11 protein-coding genes, 3 tRNA genes and 1 pseudogene are annotated in these 21,087 nt (G+C 58.3%); 4 read left to right on the top strand and 11 right to left on the bottom strand.

Annotated elements, in window-relative coordinates:
• The 4 genes from AACW18_RS06525 to hcp1 form a co-directional block, all read right to left on the bottom strand.
• Positions 1-4,872, bottom strand: coding sequence for an RHS repeat-associated core domain-containing protein (locus tag AACW18_RS06525; protein ID WP_256351767.1), 4,872 nt, complete (start codon positions 4,870-4,872; stop codon positions 1-3).
• The gene (locus tag AACW18_RS06520; protein WP_218388144.1) at positions 4,869-5,600 is read right to left on the bottom strand and encodes a DUF4123 domain-containing protein; all 732 of its coding nucleotides are present in this window, start codon (positions 5,598-5,600) and stop codon (positions 4,869-4,871) included. Before AACW18_RS06520 ends, AACW18_RS06525 begins: the two co-directional genes overlap by 4 nt.
• The gene (tssI, locus tag AACW18_RS06515) at positions 5,590-7,635 is read right to left on the bottom strand and encodes a type VI secretion system Vgr family protein (protein ID WP_218388143.1); all 2,046 of its coding nucleotides are present in this window, start codon (positions 7,633-7,635) and stop codon (positions 5,590-5,592) included. Before tssI ends, AACW18_RS06520 begins: the two co-directional genes overlap by 11 nt.
• 320 nt (positions 7,636-7,955) lie before the next feature.
• A complete protein-coding gene (gene hcp1, locus AACW18_RS06510) occupies positions 7,956-8,474 on the bottom strand; it encodes a type VI secretion system effector Hcp1 (RefSeq protein ID WP_042653482.1) in 519 nt (172 codons plus the stop codon).
• A 663-nt stretch (positions 8,475-9,137) separates the two neighbouring features.
• Between hcp1 and AACW18_RS06505 the strand changes: the two genes are divergently transcribed.
• Entirely contained in the window at positions 9,138-10,352 is a 1,215-nt protein-coding gene (locus AACW18_RS06505; protein ID WP_042653481.1) for a hypothetical protein, read from the top strand.
• A gap of 520 nt (positions 10,353-10,872) precedes the next feature.
• Here the strand turns inward: AACW18_RS06505 and AACW18_RS06500 are convergent.
• Positions 10,873-10,960 (bottom strand) — tRNA-Ser (locus tag AACW18_RS06500).
• Positions 10,961-11,142: 182 nt separating this feature from the next.
• Complete coding sequence (dauA, locus tag AACW18_RS06495) at positions 11,143-12,879, bottom strand: C4-dicarboxylic acid transporter DauA (RefSeq protein ID WP_218388142.1); 1,737 nt, start codon at positions 12,877-12,879, stop codon at positions 11,143-11,145.
• 582 nt (positions 12,880-13,461) lie between these two features.
• Here dauA and AACW18_RS06490 point away from each other — a divergent pair.
• Together AACW18_RS06490 and AACW18_RS06485 are read left to right on the top strand one after the other, a co-directional pair.
• Positions 13,462-13,537 (top strand) — tRNA-Asn (locus AACW18_RS06490).
• 4 nt (positions 13,538-13,541) lie between these two features.
• A tRNA-Asn gene (locus AACW18_RS06485) sits at positions 13,542-13,617 on the top strand.
• A gap of 406 nt (positions 13,618-14,023) precedes the next feature.
• Here AACW18_RS06485 and AACW18_RS06480 read toward each other — a convergent pair.
• Both AACW18_RS06480 and AACW18_RS06475 read right to left on the bottom strand, forming a co-directional pair.
• Positions 14,024-15,595, bottom strand: a complete 1,572-nt coding sequence (locus AACW18_RS06480; protein WP_218388141.1) for a sensor domain-containing diguanylate cyclase — start codon at positions 15,593-15,595, stop codon at positions 14,024-14,026.
• 330 nt (positions 15,596-15,925) lie between these two features.
• Complete coding sequence (locus AACW18_RS06475; RefSeq protein ID WP_218290410.1) at positions 15,926-17,467, bottom strand: EAL domain-containing protein; 1,542 nt, start codon at positions 17,465-17,467, stop codon at positions 15,926-15,928.
• A 419-nt stretch (positions 17,468-17,886) separates the two neighbouring features.
• On the opposite strand from AACW18_RS06475, the pseudogene AACW18_RS06470 reads away from it, so the two are divergent.
• Positions 17,887-18,204 (top strand): annotated as a pseudogene (locus AACW18_RS06470) (integrase core domain-containing protein); the annotation flags it as partial.
• On the opposite strand, the gene AACW18_RS06465 reads toward AACW18_RS06470, so the two are convergent.
• Genes AACW18_RS06465 through livM form a run of 3 tightly spaced genes read right to left on the bottom strand, consistent with a single transcriptional unit; the run spans position 18,183 to position 21,078 of the window.
• Positions 18,183-18,902, bottom strand: coding sequence for an ABC transporter ATP-binding protein (locus tag AACW18_RS06465; protein ID WP_242380355.1), 720 nt, complete (start codon positions 18,900-18,902; stop codon positions 18,183-18,185). The pseudogene AACW18_RS06470 and the gene AACW18_RS06465 sit on opposite strands and share 22 nt — an antisense overlap.
• Positions 18,899-19,789, bottom strand: coding sequence for an ABC transporter ATP-binding protein (locus AACW18_RS06460; protein WP_218388140.1), 891 nt, complete (start codon positions 19,787-19,789; stop codon positions 18,899-18,901). Before AACW18_RS06460 ends, AACW18_RS06465 begins: the two co-directional genes overlap by 4 nt.
• On the bottom strand, positions 19,786-21,078 hold the full coding sequence (livM, locus tag AACW18_RS06455; RefSeq protein ID WP_218290408.1) for a high-affinity branched-chain amino acid ABC transporter permease LivM: 1,293 nt from the start codon (positions 21,076-21,078) through the stop codon (positions 19,786-19,788). Before livM ends, AACW18_RS06460 begins: the two co-directional genes overlap by 4 nt.
• Positions 21,079-21,087 lie beyond the last annotated feature (9 nt).

The following is a 21,087-nucleotide window of genomic DNA, read 5'->3' as shown; positions in this document are numbered from 1 at the left end:
TCATTCCTTTGGTAAAATATCAATTGCATCAGCCTTTATATATAAAGACTCATCCGTGTTAGGAACTAATTGTCTAGCACCACCCTTTCCATACTCTGGATAAGCCTCAGTGAATGGTTCTAGATCAGGCCCTTTCCCCCCATGACTTCTAGGCACTTCCACTCTTGGAACACCTGAGCCATCATATAATTGCAAAGTATCAAACTTGATACGTAATCGTCCATCACTCCATGACTTATCTGGATCATTCATCGTCACATGTTTTGGTGCTCGGATCTGGAATGCCTCTGTAACCTGATCACCTGTATCTAATTTATCAAAACCAAAATATGATAGTCGAGCCTCTCCCGTATTAATTGCATCTTGGCCGTATTTATATAATGAGCCATCATCATTTAAATACCTATCATACCTATACCCAGTACTCGGCAAAGTCGAGTCGGGGCCACTTGGGCCAACATAAAAATCGGGTTTACTTTGGCCAACACTCGGCGGTTCTTCCGGCCCACCTTGCAAGCTTGGGCTGGCTTTACCATCAATATTATTCGGCCCATTTTCTTTTACATTCTTCAACCCCAACGGATCCACCCAGCCAGTCGGGTTGGGGGCGTACTGGTAGTTGTTAAGCCCGCCGGCCAAGCCTATCGGGTCGGGGGTGATAAATCTACCCGTTTCAGGTTGGTAGTAGCGGTAACGGTTATAGTGAAGGCCGGTCTCGGCATCAAAATATTGCCCCTGAAAACGCAAGGGAGTGGCAACCTCGGCAATCTCTTCCCGCCACACATTGCCATAGGCGCGATAGCGCACCTGCCAGGCGGTCGCCCCATTATCGCGGGTCAGCGCCAACGGGGTACCGAGGTGGTCAAGTTGATAATGGAATACCTCGGTATCCGTCCCTTCGCCTTCCAGTTGCACCAATGGCTTGAAGCTGCCCGGTTCATAGATAAAGCTGCGATACTGTTCGTCGGTACGACGTTTATCATCACCAAGCTGATAACTGCTTTCGGCAATCAGGTTGTTGGCCTGCCACAAGAATTCGGTGACAAGTTCGCCGTTTGCTCTACCCACCGTCTTGCGAATACGGCGGCCAAAGGCGTCGTAGTCATAACGGGCCGTGGTGCCATCCGGCAGTTCAGCCCTGACTAGCTGATGCTGGCAGTCATAGTGATAACGGGTAACCAGTGACTGGCCTTTGCCACGGCGCTCGATGGCCAGTCGGCCAAATTCGTCGTACTCAAAGTGGCGATCACCGCTCAGCAGCAGCCGGTTCCCCTGGGTGCGCGCCCCGTCGAACTGGCCACCCAGCGTCTGGCTCAACAGGTTGCCCGCCGGATCGTGCAGGAAGCGTTCGGTCAGCTCACCACGCACCTCCAGCAAGCGGTCCAGCGGGTCGTAGCGGTAGCGCTGCTCCCCTTGCACGCTGTCATTGATCTGCAGCAGGTTACCGGTGCTGTCATAGCCGTAGCGCCGCTCACGAGCAACCTGTTTGCCCCGTTGCAGTCGCAGCGCAGTTAGGCGCCCTTGCTCATCATATTCGTATTGTTGGGTCAGCGCCCCTTGGCTGCGGCGCATCTCCAGTCCGCCCACCCTCTGGTGGCGAGTCAGCTCGGCGCCGTTCAGATCAATCCCGCTTAGCTCGCCATGCAGGTAGTGGTATGCAAGCTGGTTGCCATCGGGCAACTGCCAGTGGGCCAGCCGCCCCATGTCATCGTGCTTGAAATAGCTGGAAGCCCAGCCCTGATGCTCGGCCAGCAGATTACCTGCGGTATCGTATTCAAAGGTGAGTGGCCAGGCGCCATTATCCACCTGGGTCAACTGACCGTACTGGTCATAGCTGAACTGGATTTCACGGCCATCGGGCAAGGTTTTTTTAAGCAGCCGCCCCATGGGGTCTCGCTCATAGCGGGTGACCAGCTCGGTCTCCTGCTTGCCAAACTCGACCTTCTCGCTCAGCTGGCCATTGAGGTCGTAGCGATAAGCGGTGGTGCGGCCATCAAAGCCGGTTTCCCGCGCGACCAGGCCATTGGGGAAGTAGTGAATGCGGTGCTGTTCGCCATGCTCGTTCTCAATCTCGCTCAAGAAGAGCTTGGCATTGTCGTAGCGATACTTAAGCTCACTGCCATCGGGGTTGATGCGGCGGCTCACCAGATGCAGGCCGGGATGATATTCGTAGCGGATCTCGCGGCCCAGCGCGTCCCACTCGGCCGTCACCTTGCCGTAGGCGTTATATTCGAAACGGCGGATGCCACCACCTGGCAGATACACGGCTTGCAAGCGATCGGCGGCATCCCACTCATAACGAGTGATGGCCCCGCGCGGGTCGCGCACCAGGATCTGGCGACCTCGTTCATCGTAGCGCCAACGGGTGATGCCGCCGTCGCCCCCCTTCTCTTCGATCAGTTGGCCAAGGCGATTCCAGACCAGTTCAACACGGCTGCCATCGGGTTGCGCCACCCAGCTGAGCTTGCCCTGTGCCGTGTAGCCATAACGGGTCTGCCGACCGAGGGGATCCACTCTGGCAACCACATCGCCCTGCAGGTTGCGCTCGAAACGCCACTCACGATCCCCTTGTACGACTTTGCGAACACGGCCATCCCAGTAGCTGTAGGCCGTCTGGTTGCCATCCGGGGCAACCTCGAGGGAGAGCAAACCCGCATCGTCATACTGATACCGGGTCTCGCCCCCCAGGGCATCGCGAGCCAGCACCTTCTGGCCCTTGTCGTTGTAACCGAATTCGGTGACTGCACCGTCCGGATCCTGCTGACGCACTAGGCGGGCGTTGCTGTCATGTTGATAGACTTCCAGGCTGCCGTCGGCGTTGTTGACGGTGACTTCGCCCTTGTCATCATCCCAGCCATAGCTGACATCGAATCGGGCGACATCGCTCCAGTGACGGATGGCGCGGGCGCGGCTCCCCTCACCTTCCCACTCCCAGAAGAAACCGGCCCCACCCGCGAGACGACGATCCAGGATCACCCCATCGCTGCGATAACGATAATGCTCCCTCTCTCCTGCCCCATTTTCGGCGGCCACCAGATGGCCAGCGTCATCGTAGTGATAGCGCTGAAGGGTGGCCTGCGGCTGCCAGTTGATACCATCGAATCGCTGCAACTCGATGGCGGTGAGATGAGCCTGTTGATAGACGAGACGCAGGGCCAGGCCACCATCGTGTTCAACCCAGCAGGGGCGGCCTTCGGCGTCCGGGCACACCGTCAGGCGATTGCCATAGACATCAGAGATCGCCGTCAACCGCCCTTCATTTCCCTGCCAGCTGAAATGCAGGAAGGGAGATCCCGCCTTGGCCAGGATCACCTCATCGGTTTGATCCCCCAGGTAGGCTGCCGCCTCCGACACCCGGTTGGTGATCATGGGCATGGTGGCCGACGGCAGCGGCAGCTCGATGGCTAGCGACTCGTTATCCCGCCAGATCAGGGTCTCACCGCGGCGCTCGAGCCGATGAGCCAAAGAGTGGCTCCAGCCAGGCCCCATGCCGCAGTCCTGCTCTACAGCGGACGTTCGGTAGAGGCGGCCAAAGGTAAAGGGCAACATGCCGGGCAACAGCGCATCTTCCAGCGCCAACAACTCTTCCCCCGTCACCATGGAGACAGGGCAATTGTTCTTGCAGGTCTGTGCCTCCGGTTGGCTGGATTGACCGGATGGCGTTTTGGCCGGCGTGGACGCATCCGGCGTATTGTTGACCTGCTGGACTTCGGTATGGGACTGGAATTTTCGCTTGGCGGCCGTCGCCTGCTCGACCTGAGTCAACGCCTTGCCATCCCCCACCAGATTGAGGTCGGCCTTCTTGGCCGGATTGAGTTTGGCAACACCGGCCGTCAGCACCTTCTTGGCGGTCTGGGCATGCTGGGCCAGATTGTGTTTCTTGGAGAGAGTGACCAGAGAGGTCACCAGGCGCATCACCCGATCGCTGTGCTTGGCCATCGAGACGGTCTTGGCTCCGTAACGGGCCGCAAGGCCAGCGCCACCAGTCAGCACCACACCGACGATGACGTCGATCAGTACAGAGGCGATCACCTGAGCACCAAACTCGGTCTGCTGATCCGGCGGCAGCAGCTTGACCCAGCTCACCAGGGCATAGGCATAGAGATAAAGCAGGGCCTCATCCTGCAACACCAGCATGGCCGCCTCCATCTGGGAGGCACCCGCCTCGGCCATGGCGGCAGCATCGACGCCGAACTCGGCCAGTTTCTTGGCATTGCCCACCGGATCGGCCAGCAGTTCGTAGATGGTCTTGAGATCATCCCATACCCCAACCAGTGCTTTACCAATGCCGCTGGCGGCCGCCAGGGAGTGACTGCCAAATCCAGCACCGGTCGCGTTGTAACGACTCCAGGCGGCCTTGTGTTCACCGTTCCACTCTTGGGTGAGCCAAGCCTCGAGGTCTTTTTGTACCGGCGCATAGGACGCGAACAGCGCATCGAGATCGATCTTCTTCACATTGGGATAGAAGGTCACCCGATAGGACTTGCCTGGGGTGAGCTTGCCTATCTCAGCAATCCCCTTGGCATCCAGACTGCCCTCCTTCACCACGTCCTCAGGCATGAAACGCTTGCCGGCCATCTTGCCGGCCTCCACCTTGTATGGGGTGTTACCGATGGGGATGAAGCGCACCGACTCGAACAGATGGACCAGACGCAGGGTGCCGCTGAGCGGACACTGGGTCACGACCGACTGGGCTTTACTGCTGCTGGATGAGGCTTTGATCGTCTTGTCGCCGACCTTGATGGTCTGCTCCATGTCCATGCTGAGCATGTCACCGAGAAAGAAACTCTCGGCATCCTTGCGGTACTCAGTCAAAGCATTGCGATAGTCGGCAAGTACCTGGTTGAAGACGGCTTGGCCGGCATTATTCATGCTTGAACCTCTTTGCACAGCGCAGCTTCCAGCGCCGGGAATAATTCGGAATCACTCAAGGGGTTACGTGCGACAAAGCGGGCAACCTTGAGTCGTAAATTGGCTTCGGGAAAGGACCAGTAGAGCTGACCATTCTGATCGGCCAACTGCTGCATCAGGTTATTGATGAGGGGGCCGGGATCCTGTTTTGCCAGCGCAACGACTAGTGGATCTGGCAGGTTCCACCAAGGAAAGGGACGTGGTGAAAGAGGCTCGGAAGGTCCCCATTGAAAGGCTCGGCCACAGACCCAGAGCTCACTCAGTTCAGGCAAGAGGGAGGTAAAGCGATCTCCCAGTTGCTCGATGATCGAAGCAAGGTAAACGCCATCCCAGTAGCGGAAGAACACGGCCTCCCCTTGATGCCAGATCTGTGTCAGCCCCTGCAGATGGGCATAGAGAGTGTCGACGGATTGCGCCGTAGACAGCAAAAATCCCCAATCACGGGCCGGCGTACTGGCCGCCCACTCGATAAAAGTACTGCCCTCATCCAGCGCGACCAGATAGGGCATGACCGAGTGCCAGTCTGCATAAGCAGTACCGAGATAGAGGCCACGAGGGGTATGACGGCCATCCAGCTGGTAGTAGTGCTGCAAAGGAGTGGCATCGCTGGCACCCGCCAGCACTGCGTATAGAGGAGATGAACTGTGTGTGCTGACCCACTCGGGTAACGAGATGACCTCAGATCTCACAAGCCCCCTCCTTACACTTCTCGCACTCCTCACAGAAGGGGGCTGCGCTCTTCATGGTGGCGAGCTGAGCCGGGCTCAGCGGCACCTTGGGTGGGGGAGGCACGGCAACGCCCTGGGGATCGATGGGAGACTTGCCCGCCCAACCCGAGCCGGAACCCGGACTGCCGCCGGAGTTCATCTTGATGGTGGGCCCCACCAGGGTGACGCCACCGCCATCGACCTTGATAAAGCAGCCGCCGACCTTGACGGTGATCTCGGAGCCCGCCTCCAACACCACCTTGGCACCGGCCTTGACGTGTACTTCCTGCCCCGCCTGGGTGAGCCAGCTCTGCCCGAGTTTTTGATGCATAGACGCATCCACGGTGAGCGAGTAATCAGCCTTGATGTGGTCCCGCTTCTCCCCCTCCACCGTCAGGTGGTCATTGGCCTTGATGCGGGTCACCCGCTCATTGTCAATGTCGGTGTGCTGGTCGTGCTTGATGTGCCAGGCGGCATCGTTTTCTATGAGTACGTTCAGGTCTTTCTGGCCGTGAAGGTAAATCTCTTCCTGTCCCGCCTGGTCTTCGAAGCGCAGCTCGTTGAACCCCTCCCCCTGATGGGTCTCGGTGCGCAGCACGGTGCGGGTCTTGTTAGCCGGCAGCTCGTAGGGGGGTCGGTTGGTGGCGTGGAAGGTCCGGCCTGTGACTATGGGCTGGTCCGGGTCCCCTTCCAAAAAGCTCACTATGACCTCATGACCGATGCGTGGGATGGCCAGCATGCCGTACTGGCCACCGGCCCAGCCCTGGCTCACCCGCACCCAGCAGGAGCTCTGGTCGTTACTGGAACCGTAACGGTCCCAGGGGAACTGCAGCTTCACCCGGCCATGCTCGTCGCAGTAAATCTCCTCCCCCTCCGGCCCCACCACGGTGGCGATTTGCGGGCCGTCCACCATCGGCTTGTGAGGCGCCTCTGGGCTGCCGATGCGGGCGCGCCAGCTGGTGCTCGCCTTCACCACCGCAAATTCGTTGTGGTAGACGGTCGGGCCGCTGCCGCCCTCTTCCTCCAGCGCCTGGGGCTGTAATCCGGTGTGGCTGATGTGCACCACTTGCCAATCGGTATTCAAGCCGCCGTTCGGGTGTTCGGTCAGCGAAAACGTCTGGCCCGGCAGCAGGGCCGCGCAGTTGGACTTGCCGCTGCCGGTCACCGCGTCATTGCGCAGCGCATCCAGCCGGTGCTGGGTAAAGGCCTTGCCACTCGGGTCCAGCTTGTAGCGGCCCGGGTAGTCGAAGTGCTGGTAGGTATCGCGCTGGTGCTCAAGCTCGGCCCCCAGCTTCTTGTGAGACAGCCCATAGGCCGGGGTCTTGAAGCTGTAGTCTTTCAGCTCCACGTCCGAGGGGCGCACCGCCTCCCGGTAGTGGAACTGGCGCACGTAGGGGCCCTGTTCCAGCGAGCGGTTGCCCAGGTTGAAGAACAGCTCGGGACCGGCAGTCAGGGCCACCGCGTCATCGGCAAAGACGATGCGGTGCTTGCCCTGCTCGAACTCGTGGAAGTAGAACAACCCCTCTTCGGCGGCCAGCCGGTTGACGAACGCGAGGTCCGTCTCCCGGTACTGCACGCAGTACTCCCGCTGGGCATGCTCATTCTTCAGCGCGAAGGCGTAGTCGGTGATGCCGTGCTCTTGCAGCAGGATGGAGAGGATTTCGTCGGGCTTCTGCGCCTGGAACATGCGGGAGTTCTGGCGCAAGGAGAGTCGCCACAGCGCCGGCTGCACCATGAGCTGGTAGCGGGTGCGCCGAAAGCCGCTGTCCCCCTGCGCCAGGTCGCTCACCACCCCGCACACCCGCCGTTGCAGCTCGCCCTGGTACCACACCAGCAGCTCGCAGGGCTGGTCCAGCACGGCGCCAAAGTCGATGTCCGGCTGGGGGCTGGCCAGCTCCAGTCGCAACTGGAAGGGCCCGTTCAGCGCCTCTTCCAGTGCAAACTCGGCCACCACGAAGGTGGTCTCGGGCAAGGCCCCCACCTTGACGGTAAATTGTAATCCTGTGCTGTCTGCCATCGGCACGCCTCTGCTATCGGCCCGGCCCCGCAATCTTGTCGGGTAACCTGAGGTGGATGAGAGATCCGCCATGGCTGTCACTTTTTCACCGCCATGGCTACCGCACGCCCGGAGGCGTGCAATGGGATCCGTCGTCATGTTCTTTCTTGTGCTCGCTCACCGGGCAAACGAACAGAAGAAAGACGCAGCATCGGCATGGCGTCGACGATAAACAGCAAAGGGATTGGTGCGTTGCTATCGAGGCGAAGGAGCTCTTGGTACGCGGCCTTGTGCTCCACACACAGAAAAAGGAGCACCCAAATGGATGCTCCTTTATTGCATCAAGCCTCGATCGGGGCACGCCAGTCATCGGCACCCGAGGTACCGGCAACGGTGTGTTCCCAGTCGATCTTGCGGTAGGCCAGGGAGACCTGGATCAGCTGGGTGAAGTCAGACTTCGCCGGATCCTGGCAGTGGGGCATCTGGCAGTCGATGTCGACGATGGTGGAATCGGTCAGCACGGTAGAGAAGAAGTGCTCCTGCTTGCCTTCGACCGAGGTGCGATACCACTTCAGGGTCACTTTCGGCAGCATCTCGCCGGAGGCCAGGGAGTTGTACATCAGCGGCACGGCCTTGTTCAGCGCGACGGTGAATTTGAACGGCTTGTGGACACGCTGACCAGCCGGCTGACCGGATTGCGGGTCGGTCGGCACGGTAACGACGTGCTGGAACTCTTGCACCAGCATCTCGTCTTCGTGGCCTTGCACGAAGATGTTGCCGACGGAGTCGGAGGTGAAGGCACCGGCGGTGATGTTGCCCTGGGTTTTACCTTCGATGCTGATATAACATGGAGTTGGCATGAGTATGCTCCTGATTGGTTGAACGGTAATGACACTCGGCCTAACGATTAGCAGCGACCATGCCAATCAGTTTTTTACCTTTAAAACAAATAGTTACACAAAATCCTACCTTCCTCCCCTGCCTTTATGCCGCAATACCTTGCTTTCCTGGCATATACCGCCAGCATTTGTTGCAACTGCAGTATCTAAATCCAGTATCAGAGCAACATGTTGCCTTGAACAGAACTTATCACCAACGACAACCCATAGACCGAGCTCCTTCTGCGCGGCTGTCACGCCGATAGCAGGTCGCCCTCCAGACATGGCTCAGGCTCGCCATCGGCACGAGCGACTGTGACCGTGACCGTGACCGTGACCAGAAGCAGGATCCCGGCTGGCTATAAATTGTTGATGGCTGTGCGCTCCATCTGACCACCGCAAACGCTATACCTATAACCATGGACTCTTGAGCAGGTGTGTGGCGATGGCATCCGACAGTAGCGGCAGAGATTACCCTCTCCCCATCCCTGCCCATCCAGGCTCTCTCACCCGGACTCTGGCGGTGCCTCGTTCAAAGGTCGCCATTGTTCCACCCTAAAACAGCACTCACTACCCACCGGGGCCTCATCACCGGCGATGAGGCGACCAAGTCCCTGCTACATTGCACATCAAGGTGGTTTCATCATGTCGCACCACAGGCCCGTCACCCCGCCCGATCCCCATGGCCAACCCCTGTCCGATCCTTACGACTTTTCCCTGATCCTGGGCGGTCCCCTCTATCAGCTGTGGAACCGGGCTCATCTCGGCGACATCAATGCCCATATCAGGCGACGGATCCTGATCCTGAGCGGGCTCTGCTGGCTGCCCCTGCTGTTGCTGTGCGGGTGGGAAGGCACGCTGTTGCAAGGGGTCGCTGTGCCCTTTCTGCTGGATATAGAGACCCATGTCCGCTTCCTGATCTGCGTCTCGCTGCTGGTCTACGCCGAATTGATTGTCCATCAGCGGATCCGGCTGATCGTCCGCCAGTTCATCGAGCGGGGGCTGATCTCGCCCCTCTCCTTGCCGCGTTTTCACGACGCCATTCAGGGCGCCATGCGCTGGCGCAATTCGATCCCCGTGGAGGTCGGGCTCATCCTGTTTGTCTTCTCGATGGGGTACTTCATCCGGATCCACACCTTCGTCCTGCAATCCTCGACCTGGTACGCCACCATACATGAGGGGAACGTGGCCCTGACCCTGCCCGGTTTCTGGTTCTTCTGGGTGAGCAATCCCCTCATCCAGTTTCTGATCCTGCGCTGGTTCTATCGAATCCTCATCTGGACCCGGTTCCTCTGGCAGGTCTCCAGGATCCGGCTCGACCTGATCCCGACCCACCCCGATCGCAACTGTGGTCTCGGTTTTCTGGGGGCATCGGCCTATGCCTATGCACCACTGTTGACCGCATTTGGCGCCCAACTGGCCGGCTTCATCGCCAACCGGATCTTCTATGACGCCGCCGTGCTGACCGCCTACAAACCAGAAATCATCCTGTTGGCCGGCTTCGGCTTGCTGCTCGTGCTGGCGCCGCTGAGCGTCTTCGCTCCCCGTATCATGGCGGCCAAGCGCCAGGGGCTGCGCGAGTACGGTGCCCTCGCGGCGGAATACAGCCGCAGTTTCGAGCGGCGCTGGCTGCGCACGGCCGACAGAGACGGTGAATCCCTGCTCGGCGCCGCCGACATCCAGTCCCTCGCCGATCTGGCCAATGCCTATGCCGTCATCAAGGAGGTCAGGCCCATGCCCTTTAGCCGGGACATGTTCCTGCAGCTGATCCTCGCCGCCGTGGTGCCCTTCCTGCCCCTGCTGCTCACCCTGTTCCCCTTCGACGTGCTGCTCGATCGGCTCGTCGGGGTGATCTTCTGATGGCCCCGGCTGGAATGCGGCGCACAGAAGCCTCTGCCGGGCTCGAAGAGTCGGCAGGCAGATAATGAGGTTGGGGGTGATCAGAGCAGGCGAGCAGCGCCCTCTGCGAGACGGCTCGATGAAGTGAAGCGTCATCCGATTGGGCTAAAAAACAAAAACCCCGCTTTCACAGGCGGGGTTTTGCTATTTGGCAGGGATGATTTGCCACGAGGTGGTTCGGGGCGGCCTGTGGCCGGTCGTTACAGCGGCTGCTGTGCTCGAACCTGCAAGGATCTTTATCCGCCCACTGTTGAGCACAGTGAAACGGAAGCCCAGAAAGCAAAAAACCCGACCATGAGGTCGGGTTTTGCTATTTGGCGGTGGGTCGGGATTGACTCGCACCATCCCTGGCGCTCGCCCTGCGGGCAGCCTGCGGCTGTCCAAGCGGGCTATCCTGCCCGCTTGTCAAACCAGGGGCCGAGCCGCCCGTCACCGGATAAAGTAAAAGGGCCTGTCTTTCGACAGGCCCTTTTACTTTATTTGGCGGTGAGGGAGGGATTCGAACCCTCGATACGTTGCCGTATACACACTTTCCAGGCGTGCTCCTTCAGCCACTCGGACACCTCACCAAATTTTCGACTGCGGTTTAACGTGTCCAATCACCACGCCGTTCTCGTCGCTGTTGCGCTGGAACGGGGCGTAAGATAAGGGATAGGTGCAGACCGGTCAATCTCATTTTTTACTTTTTGCAATCAATTGCTCAATTACCGAACCAACTGACCAAAAAGATGCCATTCCCTATCCCTTTCAGTCAATTTTCAGACACTTCGTGCAAGTGTTCTCCTCTGATGGCCTCCTCCAGCGAGCCGTAGAACTCCAGCTCACCCGGGACGGGACGCACCTTGGCCCGGGCCAGGGTCTTGAGGGGCTGGAACTGCAACTCGGCCACCTTCAGCGGCACGCCTGCCTTGGCCATCCGCCTCGCGAACTGCTGGAAGGCCGACAAGCCCCCCGCGTCGAGAATGGAGACGGCCTCCATCTGCAGGATCAACGCCTTGTGATCCTTGACCTGGGCCAGCAACTCGTCGAAGACCCGCTCCGCCGCCGCAAAGAACAGGGGGCCGTTGATCTTGTAGATCAGGGTCTGCGCCGGCACCTCGCTGGCATAACGCTTGTGCTCGGCCAGGTTGTGCAGCCTGGTCATCTTGGCGATCTCGCGCATAAACAGCAGGGACGCCAGGATCACCCCGAAGGTGATGGCGATGACCATGTCGAAGATGACGGTGAGAGACAGACAGACCAGCAGCACCAGCACGTCCGAGCGCGGCGCCCGGCGGATCAGATCCACCACCTTGTGTGCCTCACTCATGTTCCAGGCCACCAGCAGCAGCAGCGCGGCCATGGCGGAGAGCGGCAACCAGGAGAGCCAGGGCGCCAACACCAGGATGGCGGCCAGCACCACCAGCGCGTGCACAATGCCGGAGATGGGAGAGGTAGCCCCGGCGCGCACGTTGGCGGCGGAGCGCGCAATGGCGGCCGTCGCCGTGATGCCACCGAAGAAGGGGGCCAGGATATTGCCCAGCCCCTGCCCCACCAGCTCACCGTTGGAGCTGTGCTTGCGCCCCGTCATACCATCCAGCACCACGGCGCAGAGCAGGGATTCGATGGCGCCCAGCATGGCCATGGAGAAGGCGGCAGGCAGCAGCCGCTGAATGGCCGCCAGATCCCAGACCACGGGCGCACCGTCCGGCCCGGGCAGGGACCAGGGCATCATCAGGGTCGGCGCTATGGGCGGGATCCCCATGCCCTGGGTGCCATCGGCCAGGGTGTAGCTGAACTTGCTGCCGATGGTGGCCACGTCCACGCCCACACTGTGCAGGCCCACTCCGAGCCCGACCCCTACCAACACGGCCGGCAGATGGCCTGGCACCGGCAGCCGCAGTCTGGGCCAGAGCAGCAGCACGGCCAGGGTAGCCACCCCCACCAGGGTATCTCCCCACTGCCAGCTTGGCAGGGCCAGGGCCAGCGCCTCGACCTTGCCAACGTAGGTTTCCGGCATCTCGGCCACGGTGAGGCCGAAGAAGTCCTTGATCTGCAAGGTGGCTATCACGATGGCGATGCCGCCGGTGAAGCCCAGGGTGACCGAGGGCGGGATGTACTCGATCAGGCGGCCGAGCCGCGCCATCCCCATGGCCACCAGGAAGAAGCCCGAGATGAGGGTTGCCATCAGCAGGCCGCTCACCCCGAATTGCTGGGCCACCGGATAGAGGATCACCACGAAGGCGGCGGTCGGCCCCGAGATGGAGAAACGCGATCCCCCCGTCACGGCAATCACTATGCCGGCGACGATGGCGGTGTAGAGGCCATGCTGGGGCGGGACGCCGCTGGCGATGGCCAGCGCCATGGCCAGCGGGATGGCGATGATGCCGACCGTGATGCCGGCGATGAGGTCGCGGCCGAAACGTGCCACGCTATAGGGTTCGTCGAGACAGGATTGGCGCAATGCGATAGCCAGCTTCACGCCTTGTAAGGAAGCTTGATTGTGCATGTATAGGGTAATACCAGAAGGAGGAGACAAAGGCCGGAGTGAACCGGCACCCGATCATCATCAAGGGCCGGCAGAGCTGTCGACACGGCGATGGTATCGAGAGCAACCTTACCCGAGCCGGCAAGATATTTCGATGGCCGGGATCAATAAATGGGCATTACCAGGCGAGATGACCCTTGATTGACCGCATATCGCCTACTTTTCCCGCCATTAGCCGCCCTTTTCCCCTACTTGGCCTGAGCCTTGGCGACGGCTCGGCACCGATCCCGTGAACATCAGCCCTCCCCCTGAAGAGTCTGTTCAGGGACTGCTTGTTTGCCCGTTCGGCACACCTCATGGGCAGCTGCCGATCCCTTCGCCATATCCCCAACGTCGCCGGCCAGGACGGCGCAGACGGGCCATGAGCAACGGATCTGAAAACGCCGGGCTGGCCCATCTCAAGCTGCTGATTGTGCTGAAAATAGTCCACAACGTCCAAGTTTTGGGCAAACGGGGCGAAAACCCATTTTTTGCACGGGTTAACGGGTTGACACCCGGCCGGCAGGCTATTAATATCCGCACCGTCTCGACGAGACAGGCAATTCCTCCTTAGTTCAGTCGGTAGAACGGCGGACTGTTAATCCGTATGTCACTGGTTCAAGTCCAGTAGGAGGAGCCACTTTTCCCTCGTAGTTCAGTCGGTAGAACGGCGGACTGTTAATCCGTATGTCACAGGTTCAAGTCCTGTCGAGGGAGCCATATTCGGTTCCGAGTTGGAACACAGAAGACCAGAAACCCGTAGAGCCTAAGGCTTTACGGGTTTTTTGTTGTCTAAATCAGACTAACTGGCTCTCATGAGCCCCAACCAACTGGTGCCATGACTAGTTCTATTGGAAAAACTTGGTGCCTTTATTCGTGGTACTAGGGAGCCGAGGAAATGGCGAAGGACACGCTAATCGACGCCAAGATCGGGACTGCCAAGCCTTAGGCCAAGGAACATACCCCAGGGGTTGGTGCAAGGGTCAATGTAGTGGTCATTAAGAAAAGAGAAGCGGCCTGAGTGCTGGCCGCCCTTTGCCTCGGCATTGATCAACCAGGCACATCTTATCCCATCCTGAGTGCCCACGACCCTTAACCAACGTCAAGAGGCGATATGCCATGAGCATCATGACTTATTGCCGCGACAAAGGCGGTTCTTGCCCGTGCGCTTGGCGTGGTAGAGCGCCTCATCGACCACAATCAGCAGATCAGATGCTGGTTGACCAACCGTCCAGTTCGCGATACCACCACTGAAGGTCACTGCTAACCCGGGCTCCCGCCACTTGAGGGCAGCCGTCTCAATCCGCCAGGATTCTATCAAGGCCTCCGCATCTTCCAGCGAGCATTGTTCGAAGATAGCGACCAGCTCTTCACCACCATAGCGACAGAGGGTGGATGTCTCCCCCAACATGACCTGGCCAAGGGTGGCAACACGATTTAATACCGCATCACCAACCCAGTGCCCGTAGCTATCGTTGATGTTCTTGAAGTTATCGAGATCGATCAATGCCATCACAAAGGGGGTGTTATTCGTCTGAAATTTAATTAGCAATTCATTGAAATAATGACGATTATATAATCCCGTAAGCGCATCGCTCACACTCTTTTGATGGGTGTCACTGATGTGGGTGAAGGTCTGGGATAATTCGGATTCCAGTTCTTTGAATTCCGCCATACCGGCACCCATATCTTGCACTTTGGCACCCGGATCATCACGCAGCTGACGTACCTGACGCACCAGATACTCCATGATATAGATAAGCTTCAATTGAAATAATTTTGCTATTACATAAAAGAGACTCACGGTCAGCAGCGGCACAAGTATGAGTAAGGCAAGATTCAGATCAACGAAACTTTGACGCCAAGGTTGAACAGTGACGGCCACCAGTTCAGGTTTATCGATAAGCGCCTCATAGGCCACAAACTCTCCGGCCGTTGCATCAAAAAATGTCCCTGACTGCCCAACCAATTTATCTTTCCATTCCCCCGAGAAGACGGTTCCCACCCTGCCAAGGTTGGAATGCATCCAGATCAGGCCTGTCTGTTTATCCAACAGCAGATGGCGTAGCCCATTATCAGCTGTCAGCATATTGGCAATTCGCTGAGACCAAACAGCCAGGTTGGCATCGACCGCAACGACCCTATCCCGATTGCCATCGCTGTCCCGATTTGGCAGAAGATAAGACCCGGTGAGAGAGGGTTGATCAGTCGCAATATCAAGGTAGATGGGCGACCAATAGAATTGACCCGGACGCCTCAACGCTCCCTGATACCATGCCCTGTCTGTCAGTATCAAACCTTCGTCTATTTTATTCTGTGCTGCCCTATCCCGCTCCTTGTCGTTGGTAAACCACATACCATGAGAATCAGCATAAAAAACTGATTCAGAAAGCGGGTTTAGATGAGCCTGGTCATTCCAAAGACTGCGGTAATAATTGACACTATCCTCGGTGGAACTCAACCTGAACCGACTATCTCCCAATACGGTGACGTTCACCAAGCGCTCAAGTTGCTGAAAGTAATCGGTATGCATCAATGCCAGGCTATGATTCAAAATTCGTATTTTGTCGAGCGTCATGTTGCGATGGGCTTGATTGGCAACGATCAGCAAGCCCACAAACCCACACACCATTGGCAAGGCCAACAGCACAAGATACATTTTTATGAATTTGAATTTACTTGTTTTCTTTGTTGACAACTGCGTTTTCCTCTAACTACCAGTGCGGAGAAAATCAATAGTAGACCCGACTATCCATGACCCTCTGCCAACGTTAAAAGGCGGCATGCCATAGTCGAGTTCACATTGTTGTTTACTCCAATCCACTTGGTATCTTCTTGAACTCATAACGACGATTACATCGGAGACGGAACGCCACCTGATGACGTTTGACCCACACATCTACTGGCATCACTGTGATGTGAATGCTGATCATGGGTAGAGCGCAAACTGAAGCGCCCCCAGTTCCCTGGACACCTTAAAATGAGGCAACTATTGGAGGTATCATGGGCCCGTCATCTTGCGAAAAGATCACAGGGACATCTGCCTGGTAAACTCTGACATCGGCATGGGTCGGCCATAGAAATAGCCTTGCAGGAAGGTCACTTGGCGCGCCCTCAGATAATCTGATTGAAGCTCGGTCTCTATCCCTTCTGCCACCAGTTTCAGGCCGAGCCGGCTCGCCAGATCGATGACGTTCTCGACGATGTGGCTGGAGAGCGCATCCGAACCGATCATCCCGACGAAGCTCTTGTCGATCTTGAGGAAATCGACATGGAACTTCTGCAGATAGGTCAGGGTAGAGTGGCCGGTGCCAAAATCGTCGATGGCAATCAAAACACCCAGCACGCGCAACTCGGCAAACAACCGGTCAGTCACCTCGTTCGCCACGAGCAGTTCCCGCTCGGTCAGCTCTAACACCAGCTGGATGGGATTGTCCCGGAAGGCATCGATGAAATCGCGGCAAATCTCCACCAGACTCAAGTCCTTGCACTGGCTGGCACTGATGTTGACACCGAAGTGAAAGCCCTTGGGCAGACGGTGAACATGAGGAGCAAAGTGATCTCGCACCTGTGTCATCATCTCGCTAGTCATGGGGATGATGAGACCACTGTCTTCCGCCAGAGGGATAAAGCGATCCGGCGGGATCAAGCCCTGCAGGGGGTGTTGCCAGCGCATCAGCACCTCGCAGCCGCTCCAGTAGAGATTGCCAGTGTCGTCGCCGGTCACCACGGGCTGTATGTAGGGAATGAACTCACGCTGATCCAGGGCCCGTCGCAGCTCTTGCGTGGGCGAAGCAGATCGCCCCATCAGCCGGAATACCCAAAATCCGAACAGCAGTCCCAGCAAGGGGAAGAGGATGAGGCTGACCTTGGAGTAAGCCCAGAGATGGGCGCCATACACTTCGATGGGAAGCATGGTGACGACCCGGTATGGGTACTTTTCTGATGCCTGCTCCAAATAGCCCTCTGTACCCGGGGAGAAGAGCTGCTCGGTGAGCCGGCCATCCGGCAACAACATCTGCTGGCCAACCACCAGGCCCAAGGGAGTGTTGCGCCTCAACATGTCGAGGATGTTAAGTAGATAGTAGCCATCGACCCCCGCCATCGCGCTGTAGCCTCCCGAGACCTGCCGATAGACGATGAGTGGTCGATTCGGCGTCACCTCGTTCCCCTTCATAAGATCGAGCCGGCCATCCGTATAGTCGTCGAGTTTGGTGTGTGCCTGAATGGGGCCATGGAGGGAGGTACAGTAAATGGTATCCCCCTTGGCCAGGCTGACACTGCGCACATCCGGCACTGTCGCCACCTGCTCCCTCAACCCTTGCACTGCCTCCAGACAGGGCTTACCCACAGTGCCGATGACAGCAGAGGTCGCCTGCCTGGCATGGTCCAGTGTGCGATCAAACATGTGCTGGGCATGCAGCAAGCGCCCCTCGGCATCCTTTCTCATCTCGGAGGCGGTTTGCCATGAAATGATGGGTAATCCCAACACTATGGGCAACATGCCAGCCAGCAAGGCTCCCCACTGCCGGGCATAGCGATGGCGTAACGTTGTGCGATAAAGCGGCATAGCCATCCTCACATTAAGATCCGATACGGCATAGATAGGCTCATCGAGGCGAGCTTGCCCTAATTTCCCCAGCAATTTACTGATCTCAAAAATCGCCGGTTGGTTTGGAGATGGTGCTCCGCAAGATGTCGTGGTTGAACGAACAGCCCAAGCCAGCCACCAACGCACGCAATCATAAGAACAAACCGAACTGGTTATCGTATACAGGACCTGAAGCAGCACGAAATATTTTTAGCGCTATAAAATGAGGGATTGGATGGCAAGACTGCTCTGTTTTTAACCACAGCAGAGCAACTCAAGAGTCTCAGCCTGCATTTTTATGCGAAGATTTTCTTATGCACATGCATAGATCTTGTTGACCAAACCAGGGACTATCCCTGTAGTGGCACAGTGAATATGTGCCACCTGATTAGAGGTAGGTGTGGCGATATCGGATAGAGCAGAGCATGAGTCGGTGAGGAAATTGTTGGGGCAATACGCCGATGGATAGGCTGTTTCACAGCCTGAAAAGTGAGTGGGTGCCGGCGACGGGATACCAGAATATGGGGGATGCCCAACAGTCGATAGCCGAGTATTTGATGGGTATTACAGCGATATAAGACTCCACCAGAACAACGGGGGGATTAACCCCCAACGGATCTGAGCACCTCTACTGGCATTCAGACTCTGTCGAGGGAGCCTCGAGAGCCCGCTTAGGAAACCAAGCGGGCTCTCGCTATTCTGCGCCGCCCAGATAGGCCTTGCGCACATCCTGATTGCCCAGCAACTCCTCACCACTGCCGCTTAACCGGATCTGCCCGTTCACCATCACATAGCCACGGTCGGACAGTTTCAGCGCATGGTAGGCGTTCTGCTCGACCAGAAAGATCGTCATGCCGCTTTGCGCCAGCTCGCGCAGCGTCTGGAGGATCTGCTTCACCACTATGGGGGCCAGCCCCAGGCTCGGTTCATCCAGCAACAGCAGCTTGGGGCGGCTCATCAGTGCCCTGGCGATGGCCAGCATCTGCTGCTCCCCACCGGACATCGTCATCGCCCGTTGTTTACGACGCTCTTTCAACCGCGGGAACAGCTCGAACATGGTTTGCAGATCCTGAGCCGCATAGCGATCGCCTATCGGTATGGTGCCCATCAGCAGGTTCTCTTCGACCGTCATGTCGGGGAAGATCCGCCGTCCTTCTGGCGCTTGCGCTATGCCCGCCGAGGCAACGAAGTGTGTCGATTGATGGCTGATGTCCTCGCCGCGAAACAGGATCTGCCCGCTGCGAATACGCGGCTGACCAAAAATCGACATCAAGAGAGTGGACTTGCCGGCACCATTGGCGCCGATCAGCGCCACGGTTTCCCCCTGATGCACCTGCAGGTTGACCTGTTTCAGCGCCTGAATGGCACCATAAAAAACGTCGACGTTACGAAACTCCAGCATTGCCTCACTCATGCGCAGGCCTCGTCTTCGTCGGTGCCCAGATAGGCGGCAATCACCTTGTCATCATGCTGAATGTGCTCAGGCTTGCCCTCTGCGATCACGTCGCCGTGATCCAGCACTATGATGTGGTCAGAGATCTCCATCACCATGCCCATGTCATGCTCGATCAGCAGCACTGTGATGCCGTGTTGGTCGCGCAGAAACCGGATGATCTTGCTGAGGGTGCGCGTCTCCACCGGGTTGAGCCCGGCGGCGGGTTCATCGAGGCAGAGCATTTCCGGGGCCGTGCACATGGCACGGGCGATTTCCAGCCGGCGTTGCTGCCCATAAGACATCTCCCCCGCCAACCGGTTGGCGCAATCCACCAGGTCCACCACCTCAAGCCAGTAAAACGCGCGATCCAGGGCACGGCTCTCTGCACGCCGGTATGCCGGGGTGTTGAGCACGCCGGCCAGCAAGTTGCGGTTGACCTGCATGTGTTGGGCGACCAGCAGGTTTTCCACCACCGACATCTCACGGAACAGACGGATATTCTGGAAGGTGCGCGCCAGCCCTGCCCGGTTCACCAGATGGGTGCCGCCAAACATCTTGTAGAAGAGGCGCTGGCCGAGCTGGGCCGGGTTGATCCAGTCACCCGGCTGGAGTTTCTGGCCGAGGATCTGGATCACATTGGTCGTCTTATCGCGTGCGTTGAAGAAAATATGACCGCCTGATGCCCGGTAGAAGCCGGTCAGGCAGTTGAACACAGTGGTCTTGCCTGCGCCGTTAGGGCCTATGAGTGCGGTGATGGAGCCCCGTCGCACCTCTAGGCTCACATCGTTGAGCGCCTTGATGCCACCGAAGGAGATCATCAGGTGCTCAACGCTCAGGATCATGTCGTCAAGGGTTCTCTCTGTCATGGCGCCACTCCTTTTCGCACCGCAAAGCCGCTGCGATTAATGCGAATGAGGCCGCGGGGGCGCCAGATCATCATCACCACCATCAACATGCCAAACAGCAGCACCCGGTATTCGGCGAAGCCGCGCAGCAGCTCAGGCGTGACCGTCAGCACAAAGGCCGCCAGCACGACGCCAATCGTCGACCCCATCCCCCCCAGCACCACGATGGCGAGGATCAGGGCCGACTCGAAGAAGGTGAATGAGGTCGGGTTGACGAAGCCCTGATAGGTGGCAAAAAACACCCCGGCAATCCCTGCGGTAGCAGCCCCCAGCGTGAAGGCGGAGAGTTTGACCAGCACATGATTCAGCCCCATGGAGCGGCAGGCGACTTCATCCTCACGCAGCGCCTCCCAGGCGCGCCCAATCGGCATTCGGGTCAGGCGATGTTTGACATAGAGCACCCACACCACCACCAGCACCAGGATGGTGTAGATGAAGATGAATTTCAGGTTGGGGTTATAGCTCAGGTTGAAGAACTCGTGGAAGGGCACGCCGCCCTGCTCCTTCGCCCGCCGCCCGAACTCCAGACCAAACAGCGTTGGCGGCGGGGCAGAAATCCCGTTGGGGCCACCGGTAAACGCCAGCCAGTTGTTCAGGATCAGGCGAATGATCTCCCCGAAGCCGAGCGTCACAATCGCCAGGTAATCCCCATGCATGCGCAACACCGGAAAACCCAGCAAGGCCCCGGCCGCCGCAGAGATCAGCGCCACCAGCGGCAACATCGACCAGAATCCAAGCCCAAGATATTGATAGCCAAGCGCAAGGCCATAGGCCCCGATGGCATAGAAGGCGACGTATCCCAGATCCAGCAAGCCTGCCAGGCCAACGACGATGTTCAACCCCAACCCCAGCAGCACATAGATCAGGCCGAGGATCGCCACGGTCAGCACATATTTGGTGGCTACGAAGGGGAAACAGATAGCCAGCGCGAGCACCAGCGGAATGATCCAGCGCAGGGGATTCTTGTAGTCCGGATCCCGTACATAGACCCCCGAGTTGTCCGTCTCAAAACAGGCGAGCAGGCGAACGCCTGCGGCCGTGGTCAAGAAGGCGCTCATCAGGAAACGGCCGGCCATGACGGCCAGGATGATCCACGCCAGCCGCTGCCCGGCGAAATTGAAGCTGTAGCCATCCAGCACCACGCCGACGATGGGGCCGAAGATGATCAGCGCCACCAACCCGGCGAAAATCGCATCCAGCAGGCAGCGCTTGAGGGAGAAACCGTCCTGCAATCTCGTCTGTGATGTCATCTGTTACGC

Origin of the sequence: Aeromonas sp. sia0103 (assembly GCF_963895295.1) — a bacterium.
GTDB classification, from domain to species: Bacteria; Pseudomonadota; Gammaproteobacteria; order Enterobacterales; family Aeromonadaceae; genus Aeromonas; species Aeromonas encheleia.
The sequence above is the reverse complement of the archived record's forward strand: the minus strand, read 5'-3'. Positions and strand labels throughout refer to the sequence as shown.

Bases quoted from the DNA above. Each gene is read 5' to 3' on its own strand.
- AACW18_RS06525 (WP_256351767.1), bottom strand. From the start codon at position 4,872: ATGAATAATGCCGGCCAAGCCGTCTTCAACCAGGTACTTGCCGACTAT.
- tssI (WP_218388143.1), bottom strand. From the start codon at position 7,635: ATGGCAGACAGCACAGGATTACAATTTACCGTCAAGGTGGGGGCCTTG.
- hcp1 (WP_042653482.1), bottom strand. From the start codon at position 8,474: ATGCCAACTCCATGTTATATCAGCATCGAAGGTAAAACCCAGGGCAAC.
- AACW18_RS06505 (WP_042653481.1), top strand. From the start codon at position 9,138: ATGTCGCACCACAGGCCCGTCACCCCGCCCGATCCCCATGGCCAACCC.
- dauA (WP_218388142.1), bottom strand. From the start codon at position 12,879: ATGCACAATCAAGCTTCCTTACAAGGCGTGAAGCTGGCTATCGCATTG.
- AACW18_RS06475 (WP_218290410.1), bottom strand. From the start codon at position 17,467: ATGCCGCTTTATCGCACAACGTTACGCCATCGCTATGCCCGGCAGTGG.
- AACW18_RS06465 (WP_242380355.1), bottom strand. From the start codon at position 18,902: ATGAGTGAGGCAATGCTGGAGTTTCGTAACGTCGACGTTTTTTATGGT.
- AACW18_RS06460 (WP_218388140.1), bottom strand. From the start codon at position 19,789: ATGACAGAGAGAACCCTTGACGACATGATCCTGAGCGTTGAGCACCTG.
- livM (WP_218290408.1), bottom strand. From the start codon at position 21,078: ATGACATCACAGACGAGATTGCAGGACGGTTTCTCCCTCAAGCGCTGC.